The sequence below is a fragment of the uncultured Agitococcus sp. genome (genome assembly GCF_937920075.1).
Taxonomy (GTDB): domain Bacteria; phylum Pseudomonadota; class Gammaproteobacteria; order Pseudomonadales; family Moraxellaceae; genus Agitococcus.
In genome coordinates this window covers 23,567-42,523 of record NZ_CALETI010000172.1, presented here as the reverse complement: position 1 = coordinate 42,523, position 18,957 = coordinate 23,567, and the positions used below count along the sequence as shown (strand labels likewise).

Sequence of the window (18,957 nt, the reverse complement as noted above, 5' to 3'; positions counted from 1 at the left end):
ATTTGCATTGAGCTTAGACCGCGTTCTATCATCTAGCAAATGAATAGTTTGCATGGACAACTATCAATATGCTGCATATTAGTCGGGTGGATTTGAATTTATTTATCGTCTTAGATGCTATCTATCGTGAAGGCAATATTACCCGTGCCAGTCAAAAACTGCATTTAACTCAACCTGCGGTCAGTCATGCCTTGGCGCGTTTACGTGAACTCCTCAAAGACCCCTTATTTGTGCGGCAAGGCACACAGATGATTCCTACACCCTACACTCGCCAATTGATTGTACCCATTCAACAGGCTTTACAAAGCTTTGAGCAAAGCATTAACCAAGAACCCTTATTTGAACCATTACAGAGCGAACGACATTTTTATTTAGGCTTACGAGATGTGTTAGAAGCGTCGATTCTGCCGCCGTTATTACAACACCTACAACAGCACGCGCCGCATATTTGTTTATCGAGTGTGCGTTTAGACCGACAAGATTTAGAGAGTGAATTAACGGCAGGAAATATTGATTTTGCCTTAGAAATTCCTTATGCCGTCAGTGATAGCATTGAACATTTACCTGTGGTCAGTGACCAATTGGTTGTGGTTGCTCGTCAACAACACCCTGCATTAGCTTCAGGCTTAAATTTAGACAATTATTTAGCACAACGTCATATTATGGTATCAACACGACGTAAAGGTTGGGCATTAGAAGACGTAGAATTAAATAAAGCTGGCTATAAAAGAGACATTCGTTTACGTTGCCAACATTATTTTGCCGCGTGTCGCGTGGTAAGTGAAACCGATTTATTATTAACCATGCCCGAGCAATATGCCCGTTTAGCAAATGCACAATTTGGCAATCAACTGTTTGATTTTCCGCTCAAAAGTCCAATATTGGATATGCACTTATATTGGCATCGCAGTGCTAACAAAGACCCTGCCCATCGTTGGTTACGAGAAGTGTTAAAACAACTATTTCAACAATATACCAATTAGCATCAATTTAAACTTCTAATTTACGCCACAGAGATGCCATTGGGTCAAAACCATCATCTGTTTTATGAATAGGCTCAAATTCAAACTGGCTTAAACTTTGGGTAGATAGCACCAATTTTGTTAATTGAATATCCACCGTTTTGCCATATTGACTAACACGAACTATACTACCTACCGTTAAACCTGCATTAAGCGTCATTAACGTGGCTGGTTTCTCTACAGAAGGCATTTCAGGAATTAAAAAACCACGCATATAGTCGCTAGCAGGTTTATTATTTTTTAATAAACACACACCACAAGCATTAGGCTGTGCTGCTAACAACTCAATGCCAATCTCAATAGTTTTGTCAGATTTTTGTTGAATCCAGTGTAATACGCCAACGCCCCAACCCTTGTCTCGATCTTCACTAATCCCAATAACCTCTCCCACACGTAATGATGAAGGAGGCGGTTCCGTCCACACCAATTTTAATCCACCTGGTGAGCGATTCACTGCCTTAACTCGGTAAGGCATATAGGTCATGGTTGGTACTTTCGGTAATTCTTTTTCTTCTTCATCAATACCTGCTACCGAACCATAACAAATTTGCCACGCATCAATAGGTTCTTCTGGAACTTTGTCCTCTTCTAAACCAAATAAATGTTTTGGCTGCTCAATTTCTTGTATTTTTTCTTCACCTTGAGCCACAGTCTTAAACTGTACTTGGCCACTGACATAATAATGTGCAGCCGACATACCCACACTTAGCAAAATCGCTTTATTAATTGGACGACGAACAAACATACGATCTTTTGCAGAAGACCATGTTGCAAGTAAATGTCGTTGTAAATGAGGTGGCAATTTAATGGTTGTTTGACTCAAATCTTGACGCAAATAATCGGCAAAATTAGAGGCATGAATATACCAGCTATCATAAGCTGTTACTGCACGATGATGATATAACGGTGATTGATCATCTCTATTACACACCAACAAACTACCTGCTGTATTATTATCAATACGCAAATATTGTGACCAAAATAAACTGTATTGATAAACCAAGTCTAATTCATTAGCTCGTAATTTATTGACTTGACTTGATGCCAAAAGAATAGTGGCCAAATACGCTTGTCTAACTGTGTAATTAGATGTTTCATATGCGGTTTTTAACACTGTTTGATCTAATAAACCGTGCAATTCGGCTAAACGTGCCAAGTTATGAATATCATACCAAAGACTAACAGGGGCTAATTCATATTGACGATATTTGTCTAATAAAATACGTTGCGCTTGTAAAATATAATGTTGAATGGCTGTCGCGGCTAAACTTTGTCCTGCTTTACGTCCAAAATCTAAAAAGCCCATTTTGCCTTTAAGTTTTTCAGTGGTTTCAACCGCAATAATTTTGTAGTTTATGGCTAAGTTTTGACGTAAAGTTTGAGCTAAGGCTAAAGTGCGTTTTCCTTGAATGGCTAATAATAAAGGCTGCTGTAAATAAAACTTTTCTAATGCAGCAATCAGTGTATAAACAGGCATTTGTAAAACACTGAGCAACTCCAAACGTAATTCAGCTTCTATATTTAAGGTCGTTAGCTCCGTTAACACTTGATACAATTCTTTGCCACACTCTAAAGGATTAACAGGCAAACGCTGTACCCACAATTGCATTTGCTGCTTCGTGTGTCTTACTAACGTTAGATTCTGCCGATCACGTATAGGTAATTTGGCATCAAATTCATAGGTCATATTCATCACTGTAATATCTACAACACGGCCCTATATCGTTATAATTTTTGTGTGTTATATCACACTTTTTATAAGATAGTTTAAGCATTTCATCAAAACTCCTCAAAGTTTAACGACGAAATGCTCAAATTTAGCGATAGAATGCGTTTAAAACAACCTTGCTAAGAGTGCACCTTGATAACTGGCATCTAAAGGAATTTTAACTGTTAAGCCACTGCCTGCAGCCACTTGTATCGCTTCGCCTTTAGTGTTTACCATTTTTTCTAAGGTAATTTGCAAATTGCCTTGAGGATGGATAATTTCTAAACGGTCTTGTAATTCAAAGTGATTTTTCACTTCAACCACGCCCCAACCTTCTTCTACCGATAAGACTTGGCCAACAAACTGACTACGCTTGGCTTCAGAATTACCTGTAATATAGTTTTGTGTGTCTTGAGAAGCATGACGCTGCAAGAAACCTGCGGTATAACCACGGTTTGATAAACCTTCTAATTCTAATAACAACTCAGGATTAAACGGTTTACCTGCGACTGCATCATCAATGGCTCGACGATAGCTTTGTGCGGTTCTTGCTACATAATACAAGGACTTGGTTCGGCCTTCGACTTTTAAGGAGTTGACACCAATCTTGGCCAATTTGTCCACATATTCAATGGCACGCAAATCTTTGGAGTTCATAATATAAGTGCCGTGTTCATCTTCCATAATCGGCATTAATTCGCCTTCACGGCTCGCTTCTTCAATTAAATAAATTTTATCCGCTTCTGGGTGACGCTCTGTGCCACCACAAGCTGAAAAGTTATTATTCGCTTCTTCTAACTCTTTATTAAAATCAAAGCCTTGTAATTTAACAATATCACCCGAATCATTTTCTTCGGCATCGTGCATTTTATAATTCCAACGACAAGCATTGGTGCAAGTGCCTTGATTGGGGTCACGACGATTAAAATAGCCTGACAACAAACAGCGTCCCGAATAAGCAATACATAATGCACCGTGGACAAACACTTCTAATTCCATATCTGGGCATTGTTGACGAATTTCGGCAATTTCATCTAAGGATAATTCACGCGATAAAATAATGCGTTTAACACCGACACTTTGCCAAAACTTAACCGCTGCATAGTTAACGGTGTTAGCTTGTACAGATAAATGAATATTCACGTCTGGCCATGCTTCGCGTGCCAACATAATCAAACCTGGGTCAGCCATAATAAAGGCATCAGGCTTCATATCAACGACAGGTTGCAATTGGCGCACAAAACTGCGTACTTTGTCGTTATGCGGCAAAATATTGGCGGTAACATAAAACTGTTTGCCACGTTGATGGGCTTCATTAATGCCTTGGGCTAATTGTTCTAAACGAAATTCGTTGTTGCGCGCACGTAAAGAGTAACGGGGTAAGCCTGCATATACGGCATCGGCACCAAAGTCATAAGCAGTACGCATTTTGTCAAGGCTACCCGCAGGTAACAATAATTCGGGGGTCATAGCTAAAAATTCTCTACAAAAATTTTGGCTATTTTAACCCCTACAAATTTTGAGGGATAGTTTTTATTTATCCACCACTCATTTCCAACTCTTTCAACATTTTCTCGGTTTTTGCATTGCTGATTTTATGAATCAGTTTTTGCGCTTCGTGTTGGTCACGCAAGGTTTTTGCTAAAGTGAATGTTGAGCCAACAGTAAACAACATCCCCATCAACAAATAACCTTTAATCCACATATCGGCAGGCATCATAAAAATACCACCACCTAAAGCCCCAATCGCACAGACAAAACAGGCTTTAACAAAAAATACCCAAGAACCTGAATCCTGTTGAATACCTTGATCGTTGTACATGATAAACACCTCGTTGATTATTGTTATCTTAGATATAGCCAAATATATGCCAACTATTTTTTATATTTAATTCAATAATATGCAAGATAAACACCAAACAAAACATACAAATAATGTTTATCTTACATACATATTTTGCTGTTTTTAACGACGACGTTTGAACGAAAACATCGCCAACAAACCTAATACTAACAACATCAATGGATTGGCTGCCCCACCACCACCACGGCTTAAACTATGTGCAGGTCGATTAAACGTTGGTTGACTGTTATCAACACGATAATTTTGCGGTGCTTGTTGGGCGGCTACACTTTGTGCTTGTTGTTCAACTGCAATACGTTGTTGATTTTGACGAGTAATTCCACGACTGGCAAAAGCATCATCTTTAAGCACCACCATGCTCGTTTCTTCGGTGACAATTTGATATTTCACCCCCAAATCTTGCACCGCTTTTTGGGCTTTTTCTTCGGGAATAACACCCAACATCGACAGTTTTTGTACATCTTCCACTTTGGCTAATGCCCACAACCTCTCTAGTTCAGGGTTGGCCGTTGCGACTTCGGGCAGATTAAATTCGGTGCTATAGGTTTTGTCTTGACCACTTAAACTGGCTGCTAAATCTAACTTTACTTTGCCTGCTTGTTGATAATGACCAAACATGACAACTTGCTGGCCACGATAGATTTTTTTACCTAAATTACCCACCATGTCATAAGTGGCTACGCCATCCATTGTTAAATCGACATGATGCAAAGCCTCACTGGTCACTTTACTTTTGGCTAATAACACTTGACCAACGATGTCATCATCATTAGACACACCTGCATAAAAACCACCTGAAGCATCCGCAATTAAGCGGACTAATGGCCAATTAGCATTGTTACCCATGACAAAGGCAAAAATACGCAAGTCATATTGTTTCACCAAATCAGCAAAAGCTTTGGGTTCAAGCAAGCCCTGATTGGTCACGCCATCAGTCACCAAAATCATGTTATTAACACGGTCTGCATCAAGTTGGTTTAAACCTTCGCGCACAGCCGCATATAAATTAGTGCCGCCATTACTGCGTAAGTTTTTTAATTGCTCAATCGCTTGTTGCACATTGTCTGGTGTGGCCAAAGTCATCGGAATCACTTGTTGTGCGGTATCATTAAAAGCAACCACTCTAAAACGATCATTACCCGTCATTTTGCCCAGGGTTTGTTCAATACCTTTAATTAAAGTCGCCAGTTTGGTGTCCATACTGCCTGACACGTCCAAAACAAAGGTGTAATCTGCACCTGCATTTAAGGGTTTTAAATCCACCCCCGGTGTGACCACCAACATAAAAGTGCCTTCTTTATCTTTAGCCGCTTTATAGGGAATCACCTCAACACGTCCTGCAAGGTTGTCGGCCAAACGGTAATAAAACACCACATCTTGATTCAGACTTTTGCCCATTTGTTCGGCTTTAAGTTGCCATTGATAGGCATTTTTATGACTGATCTTTGCTATTTTCTCAAGGTTTGGCGCACGCACACTGTCAATCGGCCATGCACTTTTGACATTAATATCTATCGAGAAAGAATTATCTACTTGTTCATTTTTAGCCCAAAATTGTTGGCCTGCTTCGTCTGTGCCGCCTTCAGACAATGGATAAACAAAACGTCCCACACCTGTATCTAAAACAACTGGTTGATAATAGACAAAACGTACAGTGATATCTTGTTTTGGCATTAAGGGATAAACTTTAAAATCTAAACTTTTGTAGCTGTTTTGCTTGGCTAAGCCTGCTTCTTTGCCTTGGCTTTTTTGCTCTTCATAAATGGTTTCGGCTTGCTTTTTGGGTAAAACCTCGCCGTTTAAACGTGTTTCACCTGACAGAATGGACATCTCTGACAAGCTAGCACTTTTAGGCAAAGGAAAGTTATAAACCGCTTCAACCGTATCACTATTAGGGTTTGCAAAACGTTGGGTCACTTCGACTTTGGCAAAACCATTATTAATGGTCACTGCCACATCGTGGTCAATAATTCGAATCGCTTGGTTTTTATCACCTGCCACTTGCAACATACCTGCTGCCCATGTGCTTTGACTAACACTGACACTGGTACTAATGGCAACACCTAAAATTGTTTTTTGCAATAAAGCTCGCATTGTTATTTGCTCCTTATAAAGTTGTTATTCATAAAGCCAAATCTATGCCAACCCCTTTTTTATAATTTTATTTATAAAAATCATTTAGATACATTTATCACAACTTTTCATTTGCCAAAGCCATTAAAACTGATATACATATTTTGCAAGAACAATAAACATATTTTGTAGGATAAGCTCTTCGACTACGCTCAGAGTACACTTGTGTGGACTGAGCGTAGTCGAAGTCAAATTGAGTTTTTTTTAGATGACAAATACACTCTTTAGCCCTGCTCAACTACATAAAGCCAAAGCTTTAGGCAATTTAGGTTTTACTAACCCTTTTGGTGAAGAACGGATTGCTTTAGAAAAACAAATTTTAGGAACAGACTACACACCTGCGTTTCATGTGTGGGTAATTACTCCAACACATCAAGGTTTTAGCCCAAACTTGGCCAAACTGGCGCAAGCGGCTGAAGAATTATTAGCCATTGGCCAACATCGTCTAAAACAACGTTATCAGCCCACGGATGAAGAATGGCAAATCTATGGTGAGTTGGCCTTATATGCTTTGTATTATCGTTATGAGAGTGCATTTATTCAGGCGGTAACTTCTGAGCATTTAAGCAAAGTGATTATGCCGTTTTATAAACGGTTTGTTGTCGATTGGCAGTCGATTTTTGCCGATACACCATTGGCAGCATTGCCACAATATCAACTAGACCATATGTTCGCGTTGTTTTTTCAAATTCGCCGAGCCTTTCATTTTATTTTTAGAGCAATTTTAGGCACATCTCGGGCTGCCGCAGCCTTACGCATGTCAGTTTGGCAATCAATTTTTGGTTATGATATTCGCCGTTATCATCGTTCGTTGTATAGCCGTATGCACGAAGTATCGACGCTCATTTTGGGTGAATCGGGTACAGGCAAAGAATTGGTTGCCTCGGCGATTGGTTTGGCACGTTATATTCCCTTTGATGGCAAGAGCCAACGTTTTGAGGGGGATTATTGGCAAGATTTTCAAGCGGTGCATTTAGCCGCTTTACCGTTAACACTGTTAGAAAGTGAGTTGTTTGGCCACAAAAAAGGCTCATTTACCGGTGCAACCAGTGACCGAGCAGGTTATTTAGAAACGGCTCAACATAGTCAAAGTGTGTTTTTGGATGAAATTGGTGAGTTACCTGCCGAAGTCCAAGTAAAATTGTTAAGAGTGTTACAAAACCGCCGTTTTCAACGGGTCGGTGATAATCAAAGTCGTGAGTTTTATGGCAAGATTATTTCGGCAACGCATCGCGATTTAGGCGCAGCGATTGAACAAGGCCATTTTAGAGCCGATTTATATTATCGTTTGTGTTCGGATATTATTCGTACACCCTCTTTAGCCACACAACTGGCTGATAATACTGATGAATTACATCATTTAATTACCTTAGTCACCGCTAAAATTGTCAATACCGATATTGCCAATGAAGTGGCCAAAGAAGCACATGACTGGATTAGACAACACTTACCCAACTATACGTGGGCAGGGAATATGCGTGAGTTAGAGCAATGTGTGCGTAGTATTTTGATTCATGGTGCGTATTATCCTGCTCGTGGTGGCAATATCAAAGATTGTAAACAGCAATTTGCCAATGAGATAATGGCTGGTAACTTAGACCATGATGCGGTGATTGGTCGTTATTATGCCTTGGTGTATGCACAAACGCAGAATTATGAAGCCGCTGCTCAACGTTTAAATACCAATTGGCGTACTGTTAAAAGCCGTATGGATATGGCATTTTTGGAAAGGTTAAAAAGCTGCTAATATCACAAAAGACTTCCTTCAAGTTAGACTCAACGTATAACTTGAAGGAGAATGCTCACATCGAGGCTTTAGATTAATTAATGACGGCTAACAATTAAACTATCCCAAAACGTATTATTTGCCCGCCATTGTGAATAATTCCGACTATTGCCTTGATACATGCCACTATCAAAAAATACTTCACCTGTTTGCACACATGCTAACCAATTGTCAAAATTGATAGGCCGACCAAAGACCAATCCATCATAAATACCCTCTGCATTTTGAGTACATTTAAACCATCCTAATTGATTAAATTTATTTTCTAACTTTGTTTTAATGGATTGATAATGCCATTGAGCTAAAATCAAATTTTCTTTTTGCAAATTAGGTGGAACAACTTGTCTTTTGTGAGGTCGTTGATCTTGACTAAAGCAATATACCGCTAAAATATTATTTTCATTATCAATCACTAAACGCTGACCGAAACTATTAAACCCCTGAATTTTAGGTGCAGGCTCACCAGACCAAGAACAACGCCCTTTTTTATCTTGGTTTGGTTTACCAAAAATTTGTAAAAATGAATCACGAGAAATACCATAATTTGCATCTTTAAAAATATAATAATCTGCTGACCAATCACCAAAGGTCGTTTTACCACGAGTATGGTTTTTCATTTCGAAACCATACATATCAGGATCATTACTGCGATTGGCTTTAAGCCCCATTTGTTGCTCTAACCAATGACCTTGTTTGCCGTCATGTCGAGCATTTACCTCCTTGGCAATATCAGGTTTTTTATGTCTCACTTTATCATTAAAACGTCTTAAAATTTCTGCCTTTATTTCTTCTACAGTCATCTGATGGTTCATATCTATTTTTCTCATAAAAATCCATTGGGTCATTAATATTAAATTATTTAACTCATTGAAAAGAATAATATTTTAATAATCGCAACAATTTTATGATTGACTTTAACTATCTAAAAAGCCGAAAATATCAGGGTAAAAAGCTAGATAACTTAAAGGTTAGGTAATTGTGTTAACTCAAGATTTTGCTAAAAATATCAGAGATAAAAGAGAAGAATTAGGCATGACACAATTAGAGTTTGCTCATCTTCTTGGCTTAAAAGATAATGGTGAACGAACCGTGAGCGGTTGGGAACGTGGCGAACATCACCCCTCAACAAGTAAATGGCAGCTCATCTGTGATCTAAAAACACACGTCCCCTTTAAACAATCACATAAGCATCCACCTGCTTTTCGTTTTATTGACTTATTCGCAGGAATTGGCGGTATTCGTTTGCCATATCAACAACAAGGTGGCTTATGTGTTTTCTCGTCTGAATGGGACAAATTTGCTCAGAAAACCTATGCTGCTAATTTTGGCGAGCTGCCTGCTGGCGACATTACCCAAATTGCTGCCACAGATATTCCTGACCATGATATTTTGCTAGGGGGCTTCCCTTGCCAAGCTTTTTCGCAAGCAGGCTTAAAACGCGGCTTTAGTGACACTCGGGGTACAATGTTCTTTGAAATTCAACGTATTCTTGCTCAAAAACGCCCAAAAGCCTTTATGCTCGAAAATGTTAAACAATTACAAGGCCATGAAAAAGGCCGTACTTTAGCCACCATTTTAGATATTCTCGAAGGACGCAATGTTCAAGAGCTACCTTTAGATATTCCAATGTCTGATGATGCACGTGCCGCATTAAGTCATCGTTTAAATTATCAAGTTTTTTATAAAGTATTACGTGCCGCAGATTTTGGTATTCCGCAAAATCGAGAACGTATTTTTATTGTGGGTTTTAATCGTGATTATTTTGGCGAATCTATAGATTTTACCAAGGTATTTAATTGGCCAACCCCCCCTTGTGTGCCAACACGTGTTGGCGACATTCTTGAAGACTCTCAGTATATTGATGAAAAATATACAATTTCTGAAAAACTCTGGGCAGGTCATGTTCGTCGTAAATCTGAGCATTTGAATAAAGGTAATGGTTTTGGCTATTCTTTATTTAATGCAAATAGCACACATACCAATACATTAAGCGCACGCTATTATAAAGATGGTAGTGAAATTCTAATTGATCAAACTGAGCTTAATAAACGTCCACGCAAATTAACACCTCGTGAATGTGCTCGATTACAAGGTTTTCCCGAAAACTATATTGTTGATGCTGTTTCAGATGTTCAAGCTTATAAACAATTTGGTAACTCTGTGACTGTGCCTGTGATTCGGGCTGTGGCTCATCAATTGTTAACTGCTATCAATACTGCTCAGCTATTAAGAGAATCCCCATGATGTTTATTTTTGGTAGTGCTGAACAAATTGCCCAATCTATTTATCCCATTTTGGCAATTAGTACGCTCTTAACACTCTTAGTGTGTTTATTGGTTTATAAAGTTTTTGGCATTTCTAAATGGATTATGGTTGCTTTAGCGGTGTTGTTATTAACCGCAACAGCAACATTTAGCACCTTTAATTTAAGCACTATGTTTTATCAACTCAGCTTACAAGGCCAACAAGTCACCATTACCTTAGCTGTGCCTGATGTTTATCAACAAACTTTTCAAGCACACCAATTAAAATATGTCGATGCTGTTACCCCTAACCCTAAATATGATTTATGTCATGTGGTGTTAGAAGATACCCAAGGCATGTTGTATCAAAGTTTGGATACTGACGTTAAACGTTGTGAAGATATCCAAAAAACCTTGGTTCAAGCCTTACAACTCAAAGCACGTCCACCAAAACCCAAATCTAGTCACAGCCCACCCCCATTGCCTAGTCATGTGAAATAACTTTTCTCACCCCAACCCTCTCCCAAAGGGAGACCTAGTTCTAAAACGTTGGGGTGAAATGCCTGCCCATGCACTAAATGCGCGGGTAAACGCACTTTGCTCGGAATAGCCCAATAACAAAGCAATTTGATTGAGCTGTAAACGGGGGTCAGACAAATAATGTTTAGCCAAACGAAAACGGGTTTCGGCTAATAAATGATGAAAATTTAAGCCTCTGTCTGCCAAACGCCGATGCAAAGTGCGTGTTGATAAATTTAAGGTGCTTGCTACTTCATCCAAAGTAGGCACATGTTGATGTAATCGCTCAGCACAAAAACGGCGTATCGTTTCTAATAACAAATCATCATGAGCAGATTGGTCAATTAATGCCTCAGCTTGTTTAGCCAACAGTTCTAACAAATAAGGATTTTGGCTATTAATCGTTAAATTCAATGCTTCGAGTGGAATATCAATCGACACCTGTTTGGCATTAAAAAATACAGGACAGCCAATCAACTCTTGATATAACTGAGGATCACAAGGCGCAGGATGCATAAAATGTAAAGCCACAGGTTGCAGCCCCATGCCTTGCACCATCTGCTTAACAAAAGTAATTAAACCACTCATAAACACTTCATCAGACAATTGGGTTGATGCGCCTAAACTCAAATCCCAACTCAATTTTAGGGCTTGCTGATGACTGGTTAATAATACGTCTGACATATTGTGCAATAGCTTTTGAAAACGTTGAAAATGCAACAAAGCCTCACCCAAGGTTGCACAGTGCATAATCAAATACGCCAATACACCCGTATGTTGTGGTTGCACACATTGGCCAATTTTTACCCCTAAAGCTGGCTCGTGTAATAACGTTTGCATTTCCTCTAACAATTGCCACCATACTTTCATGGGCATTTGGGCATGAGGCGGCCATGCGGCTAATTGATGACGAATACTGGGCGCATCAATCTGATATTTATCTAAATAGGCACGTAATAAATTGGCCAAATCACTAGCGACATAAATACCTTGCATACAGCCCTCTTATTGGCGATTACTGTTAAAAACATGGCGAATACTGTCAATACAGTATAACAAACAAACGGCAAAATACACCTCATCAAGTGGCACTAAAGTGCCAAATAATAAAGCTTAGAGGGTTCAAGTCATGTCTGATGTTGTTCATGCCTTAATGTTTATCGTCTTGTTTGGTGGATTATTTATTAGTGTCATTGCTGCTGAAGCATACTATTGGCACAAAAAAGGCCGTCCTGAAATGTACTCGTTTAAAGAAACGATTACCAATATGGTGATGGGTGCTAACTACAAAATTGTGGATGGTATTGCTGTTGCTTTATTTATTCGGGTGTTTTTTGATTGGGTATATCAATTTGGTTTTCAATATAAACCTGTGCATGGCATTTTTAGCCTTATTTTGATTTTTTTGGTGGTCGATGCCAGCTTTTATTTATGTCATTTTATGATGCACAAAGTACGTTGGTTTTGGACGTCACACGTCACTCATCATTCGGCTGAACGGATGAATTATTCAACCGCTCTACGCCAAAACTTTACCATGGTATTTAATGGCGCATGGTTATTTTGGTGGGTTCCTGTGGCTTTAGTCGGTTTTGATAAAAACTGGGTGACGATTGCCATTGAATTAAACTTAGCTTATCAATTCTTTTTACACACCGAAACGCGCAGCCCATTAGACAAGTTTGGTTTTATTTTAAATACACCATCTCATCATCGTGTCCATCATGGCAGTCAACCAGCACAAATTGATACTAACTTTGGTGGCGTATTGATTATTTGGGATAAATTGTTTGGTACTTTTGTTCCCGAAGAAAAAGCAGGCAACATTACTTATGGCTTAACTGAACGCCAACCTCATTCACTTAATCCATTTTTCTTACAAGTGCATGAATGGGCTGATATGTTCAAAGATTTTAAAGCGAGTGGTTATGACTTTCGAGTGTTTGTGAAAGGGCCGGGTTGGAAAAGTGATAAAGTCTCCACTGAAAACAATAAACACAAACCATTAGCCAACTAACCACAATCAACCCGCTCTATGCGGGTTTTTATTTTTCTCTAGGCAATAAAAAAGCCTTGCATTGCTGCAAGGCTTTTTTTGAATTCATGGTGGCCTGGGCCGGAATCGAACCGGCGACACAAGGATTTTCAGTCCTCTGCTCTACCGACTGAGCTACCTGGCCACGACAGAGGCGCGTATTAAAACGCAAAGCCCGACTATCGTCAAGGCTTTTTGTCAACTTACTAAAAAATAAGCGTTATTTGCTTATTAAACAAGCTAATTATTTTTCTTTTTGCAAGCGTGCTGCATCAATACGCAATAAACGTGCAATCGCGGTGCATCCTGCAACAAAATGTGTTGCGCCTTTTTCTCGTTCCAAACGACAGGTTTCGGCCATTAAACGATCAGCAATACCACGCCCACGATTCGCAGGATGGACAACAATATTATGCAATAAGCGGTTATTTGCTGCACCGCTAGCCATCATTGATGCAACAGGTCGATTATTAAACCAGCCAATATATACCAAACCTTGATTGGCTAAGACCTCATTTGCTTTAGCAATCGCTGCTTCGCCATTGCTAAATTCAGGACTACTATCATATAACTTTGCTAAATGTTGACTTAACTCAGGACTTAACTGTTGTTCTGCACTGACTATCACTGGCATATTTTTAACTCTCTTTTTTAGAACTTATGCGTTTGGTTTCGACTTCGCTCAACCAACGCGACTATGCTCCCTGAGCGTAGTCGAAGGGAAAACACCGCGACTTTACTCAATACAAGCCTTCAGTAAAATGTGTTAATCACACCACTCAAAAAACTAACATCATTCGCCTAAGCACGTTATAATTAGTGTTTGTTATTTTAGCAAAGGCAAATAAGATGACAGCGCGCCAAGCTGAAGTGGTTCGTAATACCAAAGAAACCCAAATTACCGCAAGTATCAATCTTGATGGTACAGGTCAAGGCCAACTTAACACAGGTATGCCCTTTTTAGACCATATGTTAGATCAAATTGTTCGTCACGGGCTAATTGATATTAACATAACTTGTCAGGGTGATACTGACATTGATGATCATCACAGTGCCGAAGATTGTGGCATTACCCTTGGGCAAGCCTTTGCCAAAGCGATTGGCGACAAAAAAGGTATTCGTCGTGTCGGTCATGCTTATGTACCTTTAGATGAAGCCTTATCGCGTGTTGTGATTGACATTGCAGGCCGTCCACACCTTGACTTTAATGTCGAATTTACCCGCGCCAGTGTGGGTGGCTTTGACGTTGATTTGTTTTATGAATTTTTTCAAGGCTTTGTCAATCACGCAAACATTGGCATTCATGTCGATAACATTCGTGGTCGCAACACTCATCACCAAATTGAAAGTATTTTTAAAGCCTTTGCCCGCGCTTTGCGTATGGCTGCTGAGTTAGACCCACGTATGGCTGGTCAAATGCCCTCAACCAAAGGTAGCTTATAATGACCACGGTGGCTGTTTTAGATTATGGCATGGGTAATTTGCACTCTGTCGCCAAAGCCTTAGAACACGTTGGCGCAAGTAAAGTCATTATTACCCATGACCCTGCTTTAGTGCGTGCGGCTGACCGTGTGGTGTTTCCGGGTGTGGGCGCAATGCGTGATTGTATGGCAGGCATGAAAGCGGTTGGTGTTGATGCTGAGGTACGTGAAGCAGCCAGCCAAAAACCAGTGTTAGCCATTTGTGTGGGTATGCAAGCCTTAATGGAACACTCCGAAGAAAATGGCGGTGTTGATTGTTTGGCAATGTTTAACGGTAAGGTTAAATTTTTTGGCAATGATTTGGTTGAAAATGGCCAACGCTTAAAAGTGCCACACATGGGTTGGAATGAAGTAAACCATACTATTGATCATGCGTTATGGCGAGATATTCCCCAAAACAGCCGTTTTTACTTTGTTCATAGTTTTTATGTCGACGTTGCTGATAGCCAATTAATTGCTGGCCGTAGTCATTATGGTTTGGACTTTACCACTGCCATTAGCCACGACAACTTATTTGCCGTACAGTTTCACCCTGAAAAAAGCCAAAAAATGGGCTTACAGTTGTTAAAAAACTTTGTTGAATGGCGTGTTTAGCTCTTCGACTCCGCTCAGAGAACGCCCTTATTCGACTCCGCTCAGGGAACGAAGTTGGCTGAGCGGAGTCGAAGCCATTAACCACCGCCAACATTAAATTGAGAATTTTATGTTAATTATCCCTGCAATTGACCTTAAAGATGGTAAGTGTGTACGTTTACAACAAGGCCGTATGGAAGATAACACCGTGTTTTCCGATGATCCTGTTGGCATGGCCACACATTGGGTAGAACAAGGCGCACGTCGTTTGCACCTCGTTGATTTAAATGGTGCTTTTGCAGGCACGCCTATTCACAGCGAAGTGGTGAAAGCCATTGCTAAAAAACATCCTGCGCTGCCAATTCAAATTGGTGGGGGTATTCGCTCATTAGAAACGATTGAATCTTATATTAAAGCGGGTGTTACGTGGGTCATTATTGGCACTAAAGCCGTTAAAGAGCCTCAATTTGTTGTTGATGCTTGTCGTGAGTTTCATGGTCGTATCATTGTTGGCATTGATGCCAAAGATGGTTGGGTGGCAACGGATGGTTGGGCTGAAGTTTCTCAAGTAAAAGCAGAAGACCTCGCTAAAAACTTTGCTCAAGCGGGTGTTAGTGCCATTGTTTACACCGATATTGCTCGTGACGGCATGATGCAAGGTGTTAACGTACAAGCAACTGCGGCTTTAGCACGCGCCAGTGGTTTACCTGTCATTGCATCAGGTGGGGTGACTAACTTAGATGATATTCGCCGCTTAAAAACCGTTGCGCATGATGGCGTAATTGGTGCAATTACAGGTCGTGCTATTTATGAAGGTACGATTAACGTTGCTGAAGCCCAACAATTAGCGGATGCTGAATAACTTTAACCCTCTCCCCAGCCCTCTCCCATAGGGAGAGGGAGTAGGTATGCTTATGACTCTCGCCAAACGTATTATTCCTTGTTTAGATGTTGATAAAGGCCGTGTGGTCAAAGGTGTCCAGTTTTTAGATATTCGTGATGCTGGTGACCCTGTTGAAGTGGCCAAACGCTATGACCAACAAGGTGCAGACGAAATTACCTTTTTGGATATTACCGCCAGCCATGAAGGCCGTGACACGACCTTAAAAACCGTTGAACGCATGGCTTCCGAAGTGTTTGTGCCGTTAACAGTGGGTGGTGGCATTCGCAAGTTGGAAGATATTCGTAATTTACTCAATGCAGGTGCTGATAAGGTCAGTATTAACTCCGCAGCAGTGACTAACCCTGATTTTGTCCGTGAAGCGGCTGAGCGTTTTGGCTCACAATGTATTGTGGTTGCCATTGATGCCAAAAAAGTTGCCGATGGCCGTTGGGAAATTTTTACCCACGGTGGCCGTAAACCGACAGGCATTAATGCTGTTGAATGGGCGGTAAAAATGGCCAACTATGGGGCGGGTGAAATTTTATTAACCAGTATGGATGCTGATGGCACTAAAAATGGCTATGACTTAGGCGTTGTACGTGCAGTGAGTGATGCCGTCAATGTACCAGTCATTGCATCAGGTGGTGTGGGTAATTTGCAGCATTTGGCCGATGGTATTTTGCAAGGGCGTGCTGATGCGGTGTTAGCTGCCAGTATTTTCCACTTTGGCGAATACACCGTGCCTCAAGCAAAAGCGTTTTTGCGTGAGCAAGGGATTGTGATGAGAGAGATTTAAACCCGAAAGAGCGAAGTTAACTAAACTTCGCTACTAATATGAATCAATCACTCTTTTAGCAACCGACATCTGACCATTATCTTTACCCAAAGACTCTATCTCTAATGCACTGCATTGTTTAGGCAACTTAACCGCACACAATAAATTTCCTTGTCTTGACTGCGGATCATAGGTGATTAGGTTATCACTCATCACCATACCTTGCATACGAATCACCAATGTGCCTTGAGCAGCATCATATTTGACTAAAGGAATTGTTAAAATTTTTTGTCCTATATTTTTATATACTTGAACTTGATATTGTTGAATAAAAGCTAGTTCTTGCTCAGTCAAAGGTTGAGGTGGATAAGCCTGAACCGTTAAAATTTGCCAATGACTAATATATTTATCATCAATATGTACAATTCGACTAAAAGGCCGAAATAATTGCTGATGTAAAGGTGTTACCCAAGCATCATCCAGATTAGCTTTATAGGCATACCCTAACTGACATGTCCAGCGTTGGCATAATTGTGCTAATGGCGTATCTGCTTTTAAACTCAAACGCCAATCAATCTTTATTTGGTTTGTGCCATCGGCATTTGTCAACAATTTGCTAGTGAGAGCTGTTTGTTGCCATTGAGCTTGTAAAGCCATTAACCATAAAGATAAGTCTTTTTGTTCGGTTGGTATGGGCGAAATATTTGCGGGTAATTGCCCTTGTTGACTTAATACCTGTAGCTGTCGACGTAATAATTGATTATCCAACATTAGCTTTTGTTGCTCTTGTTGAATCGCCGTTAAAATTGGTTGTTGTTGTTTTGCCTGATTAGTCTCCTGTTGCAAGGCTTGAACTCGCTGTTGTAATACGGACTCATCAACATTAGCACGAGCCATTAACCGCAACTTTTGCTGTCCTGTTGCGGTTAACTCAAAGTGCTCGGTTAATACCTGTAATTTAACAATTGCCGCACTGACTTGGTTGATTTTTTCATCCAACTTGTCATTAAGCAATTGTGTTTGACCTTGTATATACGTGCCTGCCTCTTGCATGGCTTGTAATTGAATTTGCTTTAAAGCCTGTTGTTTGGCGGTTAATCGACTATCGCTATCACCCAATACATATTCGGTTTGATAGTCTTTATTCCATGCCCACACCGATGATGCACAAGTTAATAAATAACAGCTCATGCCAAGATACAAACACAGCTTCATCATTTTAACCTCAATCTAGGGTTATTTTTTTTGTAATTGATGTTGTTGTAAACGACGCTCCAAGTCAGCAAATGCTTGTTTCATATCGGTATTTTGTGCTTGTTGTTTTTGGCTTTGTAAGGCTTTATTAAACTCTGCATAAGGTAGTTTTAACAGGGTATAAGCCTGAAACTCTCCATTGACGGCTTTAACTTCTTGTTTTACCACTTCAAAACCAACAACGGGTACATAATTCACTAAAGACTGAATCAAACTCTGATAACTACTACTTGACCCTGCACCCGCATCTTGTTGCATCATTTGTTCGCTACCTGCCAACTCTTGATTAAAAATTTTTGCCAAACCGTACTGTGCTTGAAGTTGGGCTTTTTTAATCGCAATTTGCACTTTATCACTTTCGGCCACACCCACCGCATATACGCCCGTATTATCAGGACGTGGCGCAGTCATCGCCCATGAAGGCATGGTATCTAAGGTTTGCTCGGCAAGGTCTTGTGCGGCATTTCGACGTTGTTTTTCGATGCTTAACTGCTCTTTGACCAAACTTTTGTTGGTGGGAGTGGAACTACAAGCCGTAAACAAGCTACAAGTTAAAAGAGTGATGATGATTTTTGAAGAATACTTAAACATGGTAATGTCCTTGTTGTTGATGTTATAAACTCAACTTAACCATTACAGATACCATGCCAATTTTTAATACTTTTAAAATCAATATATTAT

18 protein-coding genes and 1 tRNA gene are annotated in these 18,957 nt (G+C 40.0%); 9 read left to right on the top strand and 10 right to left on the bottom strand.

Annotation, left to right across the window (positions count from 1 at the left end; translation table 11 throughout):
* Positions 1 to 68 precede the first annotated feature (68 nt).
* Positions 69 to 983 carry a LysR family transcriptional regulator gene (locus tag Q0212_RS06515; RefSeq protein WP_297923762.1) on the top strand — a complete coding sequence of 305 codons (915 nt, stop codon included), beginning with the start codon at positions 69 to 71 and terminating at the stop codon, positions 981 to 983.
* 7 nt (positions 984 to 990) lie between these two features.
* Here Q0212_RS06515 and Q0212_RS06510 read toward each other — a convergent pair whose 3' ends face one another.
* The 4 genes from Q0212_RS06510 to Q0212_RS06495 form a co-directional block, all read right to left on the bottom strand.
* A complete protein-coding gene (locus Q0212_RS06510; protein WP_297923760.1) occupies positions 991 to 2,715 on the bottom strand; it encodes a hypothetical protein in 1,725 nt (574 codons plus the stop codon).
* 141 nt (positions 2,716 to 2,856) lie between these two features.
* The gene (gene yegQ / locus Q0212_RS06505) at positions 2,857 to 4,200 is read right to left on the bottom strand and encodes a tRNA 5-hydroxyuridine modification protein YegQ (protein WP_297923758.1); all 1,344 of its coding nucleotides are present in this window, start codon (positions 4,198 to 4,200) and stop codon (positions 2,857 to 2,859) included.
* A gap of 67 nt (positions 4,201 to 4,267) precedes the next feature.
* On the bottom strand, positions 4,268 to 4,552 hold the full coding sequence (locus Q0212_RS06500) for a YiaA/YiaB family inner membrane protein (RefSeq protein WP_297923756.1): 285 nt from the start codon (positions 4,550 to 4,552) through the stop codon (positions 4,268 to 4,270).
* 144 nt (positions 4,553 to 4,696) lie between these two features.
* Complete coding sequence (locus Q0212_RS06495; protein ID WP_297923754.1) at positions 4,697 to 6,688, bottom strand: VIT and VWA domain-containing protein; 1,992 nt, start codon at positions 6,686 to 6,688, stop codon at positions 4,697 to 4,699.
* Between the two features lie 247 nt (positions 6,689 to 6,935).
* Here Q0212_RS06495 and Q0212_RS06490 point away from each other — a divergent pair, with 247 nt between their 5' ends.
* Complete coding sequence (locus tag Q0212_RS06490; RefSeq protein ID WP_297923752.1) at positions 6,936 to 8,474, top strand: sigma 54-interacting transcriptional regulator; 1,539 nt, start codon at positions 6,936 to 6,938, stop codon at positions 8,472 to 8,474.
* Positions 8,475 to 8,551: 77 nt separating this feature from the next.
* On the opposite strand, the gene Q0212_RS06485 is transcribed toward Q0212_RS06490, so the two are convergent.
* Positions 8,552 to 9,325 carry an LlaMI family restriction endonuclease gene (locus Q0212_RS06485; RefSeq protein WP_297923750.1) on the bottom strand — a complete coding sequence of 258 codons (774 nt, stop codon included), beginning with the start codon at positions 9,323 to 9,325 and terminating at the stop codon, positions 8,552 to 8,554.
* A 166-nt stretch (positions 9,326 to 9,491) separates the two neighbouring features.
* On the opposite strand from Q0212_RS06485, the gene dcm reads away from it, so the two are divergent.
* Together dcm and Q0212_RS06475 are read left to right on the top strand one after the other, a co-directional pair.
* Positions 9,492 to 10,757, top strand: coding sequence for a DNA (cytosine-5-)-methyltransferase (gene dcm, locus Q0212_RS06480; RefSeq protein ID WP_297923748.1), 1,266 nt, complete (start codon positions 9,492 to 9,494; stop codon positions 10,755 to 10,757).
* Positions 10,754 to 11,257, top strand: coding sequence for a hypothetical protein (locus tag Q0212_RS06475; RefSeq protein ID WP_297923746.1), 504 nt, complete (start codon positions 10,754 to 10,756; stop codon positions 11,255 to 11,257). Before dcm ends, Q0212_RS06475 begins: the two co-directional genes overlap by 4 nt.
* Positions 11,258 to 11,263: 6 nt before the next feature.
* Here Q0212_RS06475 and Q0212_RS06470 read toward each other — a convergent pair whose 3' ends face one another.
* Complete coding sequence (locus Q0212_RS06470; protein WP_297923744.1) at positions 11,264 to 12,271, bottom strand: AraC family transcriptional regulator; 1,008 nt, start codon at positions 12,269 to 12,271, stop codon at positions 11,264 to 11,266.
* A gap of 133 nt (positions 12,272 to 12,404) precedes the next feature.
* On the opposite strand from Q0212_RS06470, the gene Q0212_RS06465 reads away from it, so the two are divergent.
* Positions 12,405 to 13,292 (top strand): sterol desaturase family protein, encoded by an 888-nt coding sequence (locus tag Q0212_RS06465; RefSeq protein WP_297923742.1) that lies wholly within the window; start codon positions 12,405 to 12,407, stop codon positions 13,290 to 13,292.
* 87 nt (positions 13,293 to 13,379) lie between these two features.
* Here Q0212_RS06465 and Q0212_RS06460 read toward each other — a convergent pair.
* Positions 13,380 to 13,455: transfer RNA gene (locus tag Q0212_RS06460), tRNA-Phe, on the bottom strand.
* Positions 13,456 to 13,554: 99 nt separating this feature from the next.
* Positions 13,555 to 13,944: a GNAT family N-acetyltransferase gene (locus Q0212_RS06455; protein WP_297923740.1), complete on the bottom strand. Its 390-nt coding sequence runs from the start codon at positions 13,942 to 13,944 to the stop codon at positions 13,555 to 13,557.
* Positions 13,945 to 14,159: 215 nt separating this feature from the next.
* Here Q0212_RS06455 and hisB point away from each other — a divergent pair, with 215 nt between their 5' ends.
* The 4 genes from hisB (at position 14,160) to hisF (ending at position 17,043) form a co-directional block, all read left to right on the top strand.
* A complete protein-coding gene (gene hisB / locus Q0212_RS06450; protein WP_297923737.1) occupies positions 14,160 to 14,753 on the top strand; it encodes an imidazoleglycerol-phosphate dehydratase HisB in 594 nt (197 codons plus the stop codon).
* Positions 14,753 to 15,385 (top strand): imidazole glycerol phosphate synthase subunit HisH, encoded by a 633-nt coding sequence (gene hisH, locus Q0212_RS06445; protein WP_107866025.1) that lies wholly within the window; start codon positions 14,753 to 14,755, stop codon positions 15,383 to 15,385. The genes hisB and hisH overlap by 1 nt, the downstream gene beginning before the upstream one ends.
* A 109-nt stretch (positions 15,386 to 15,494) precedes the next feature.
* The gene (gene hisA / locus Q0212_RS06440; protein ID WP_297923733.1) at positions 15,495 to 16,226 is read left to right on the top strand and encodes a 1-(5-phosphoribosyl)-5-[(5-phosphoribosylamino)methylideneamino]imidazole-4-carboxamide isomerase; all 732 of its coding nucleotides are present in this window, start codon (positions 15,495 to 15,497) and stop codon (positions 16,224 to 16,226) included.
* Positions 16,227 to 16,278: 52 nt separating this feature from the next.
* Positions 16,279 to 17,043, top strand: coding sequence for an imidazole glycerol phosphate synthase subunit HisF (gene hisF / locus Q0212_RS06435; RefSeq protein WP_297923798.1), 765 nt, complete (start codon positions 16,279 to 16,281; stop codon positions 17,041 to 17,043).
* A gap of 33 nt (positions 17,044 to 17,076) precedes the next feature.
* On the opposite strand, the gene Q0212_RS06430 is transcribed toward hisF, so the two are convergent.
* Together Q0212_RS06430 and Q0212_RS06425 are read right to left on the bottom strand one after the other, a co-directional pair.
* Positions 17,077 to 18,240 (bottom strand): hypothetical protein, encoded by a 1,164-nt coding sequence (locus tag Q0212_RS06430; RefSeq protein ID WP_297923730.1) that lies wholly within the window; start codon positions 18,238 to 18,240, stop codon positions 17,077 to 17,079.
* An 18-nt stretch (positions 18,241 to 18,258) separates the two neighbouring features.
* A complete protein-coding gene (locus Q0212_RS06425) occupies positions 18,259 to 18,867 on the bottom strand; it encodes a hypothetical protein (RefSeq protein ID WP_297923728.1) in 609 nt (202 codons plus the stop codon).
* Between the last annotated feature and the right edge of the window lie 90 nt (positions 18,868 to 18,957).

Excerpts from the sequence above, each read along its gene's own strand:
- Q0212_RS06490 (WP_297923752.1), top strand. The coding sequence starts at position 6,936 with ATGACAAATACACTCTTTAGCCCTGCTCAACTACATAAAGCCAAAGCT.
- Q0212_RS06500 (WP_297923756.1), bottom strand. The coding sequence starts at position 4,552 with ATGTACAACGATCAAGGTATTCAACAGGATTCAGGTTCTTGGGTATTT.
- hisF (WP_297923798.1), top strand. The coding sequence starts at position 16,279 with ATGACTCTCGCCAAACGTATTATTCCTTGTTTAGATGTTGATAAAGGC.
- Q0212_RS06455 (WP_297923740.1), bottom strand. The coding sequence starts at position 13,944 with ATGCCAGTGATAGTCAGTGCAGAACAACAGTTAAGTCCTGAGTTAAGT.
- Q0212_RS06425 (WP_297923728.1), bottom strand. The coding sequence starts at position 18,867 with ATGTTTAAGTATTCTTCAAAAATCATCATCACTCTTTTAACTTGTAGC.
- Q0212_RS06430 (WP_297923730.1), bottom strand. The coding sequence starts at position 18,240 with ATGATGAAGCTGTGTTTGTATCTTGGCATGAGCTGTTATTTATTAACT.
- Q0212_RS06465 (WP_297923742.1), top strand. The coding sequence starts at position 12,405 with ATGTCTGATGTTGTTCATGCCTTAATGTTTATCGTCTTGTTTGGTGGA.
- hisB (WP_297923737.1), top strand. The coding sequence starts at position 14,160 with ATGACAGCGCGCCAAGCTGAAGTGGTTCGTAATACCAAAGAAACCCAA.
- hisH (WP_107866025.1), top strand. The coding sequence starts at position 14,753 with ATGACCACGGTGGCTGTTTTAGATTATGGCATGGGTAATTTGCACTCT.
- Q0212_RS06485 (WP_297923750.1), bottom strand. The coding sequence starts at position 9,325 with ATGAACCATCAGATGACTGTAGAAGAAATAAAGGCAGAAATTTTAAGA.
- yegQ (WP_297923758.1), bottom strand. The coding sequence starts at position 4,200 with ATGACCCCCGAATTATTGTTACCTGCGGGTAGCCTTGACAAAATGCGT.
- Q0212_RS06510 (WP_297923760.1), bottom strand. The coding sequence starts at position 2,715 with ATGAATATGACCTATGAATTTGATGCCAAATTACCTATACGTGATCGG.
- Q0212_RS06495 (WP_297923754.1), bottom strand. The coding sequence starts at position 6,688 with ATGCGAGCTTTATTGCAAAAAACAATTTTAGGTGTTGCCATTAGTACC.
- hisA (WP_297923733.1), top strand. The coding sequence starts at position 15,495 with ATGTTAATTATCCCTGCAATTGACCTTAAAGATGGTAAGTGTGTACGT.
- Q0212_RS06515 (WP_297923762.1), top strand. The coding sequence starts at position 69 with ATGCTGCATATTAGTCGGGTGGATTTGAATTTATTTATCGTCTTAGAT.
- Q0212_RS06470 (WP_297923744.1), bottom strand. The coding sequence starts at position 12,271 with ATGCAAGGTATTTATGTCGCTAGTGATTTGGCCAATTTATTACGTGCC.
- Q0212_RS06475 (WP_297923746.1), top strand. The coding sequence starts at position 10,754 with ATGATGTTTATTTTTGGTAGTGCTGAACAAATTGCCCAATCTATTTAT.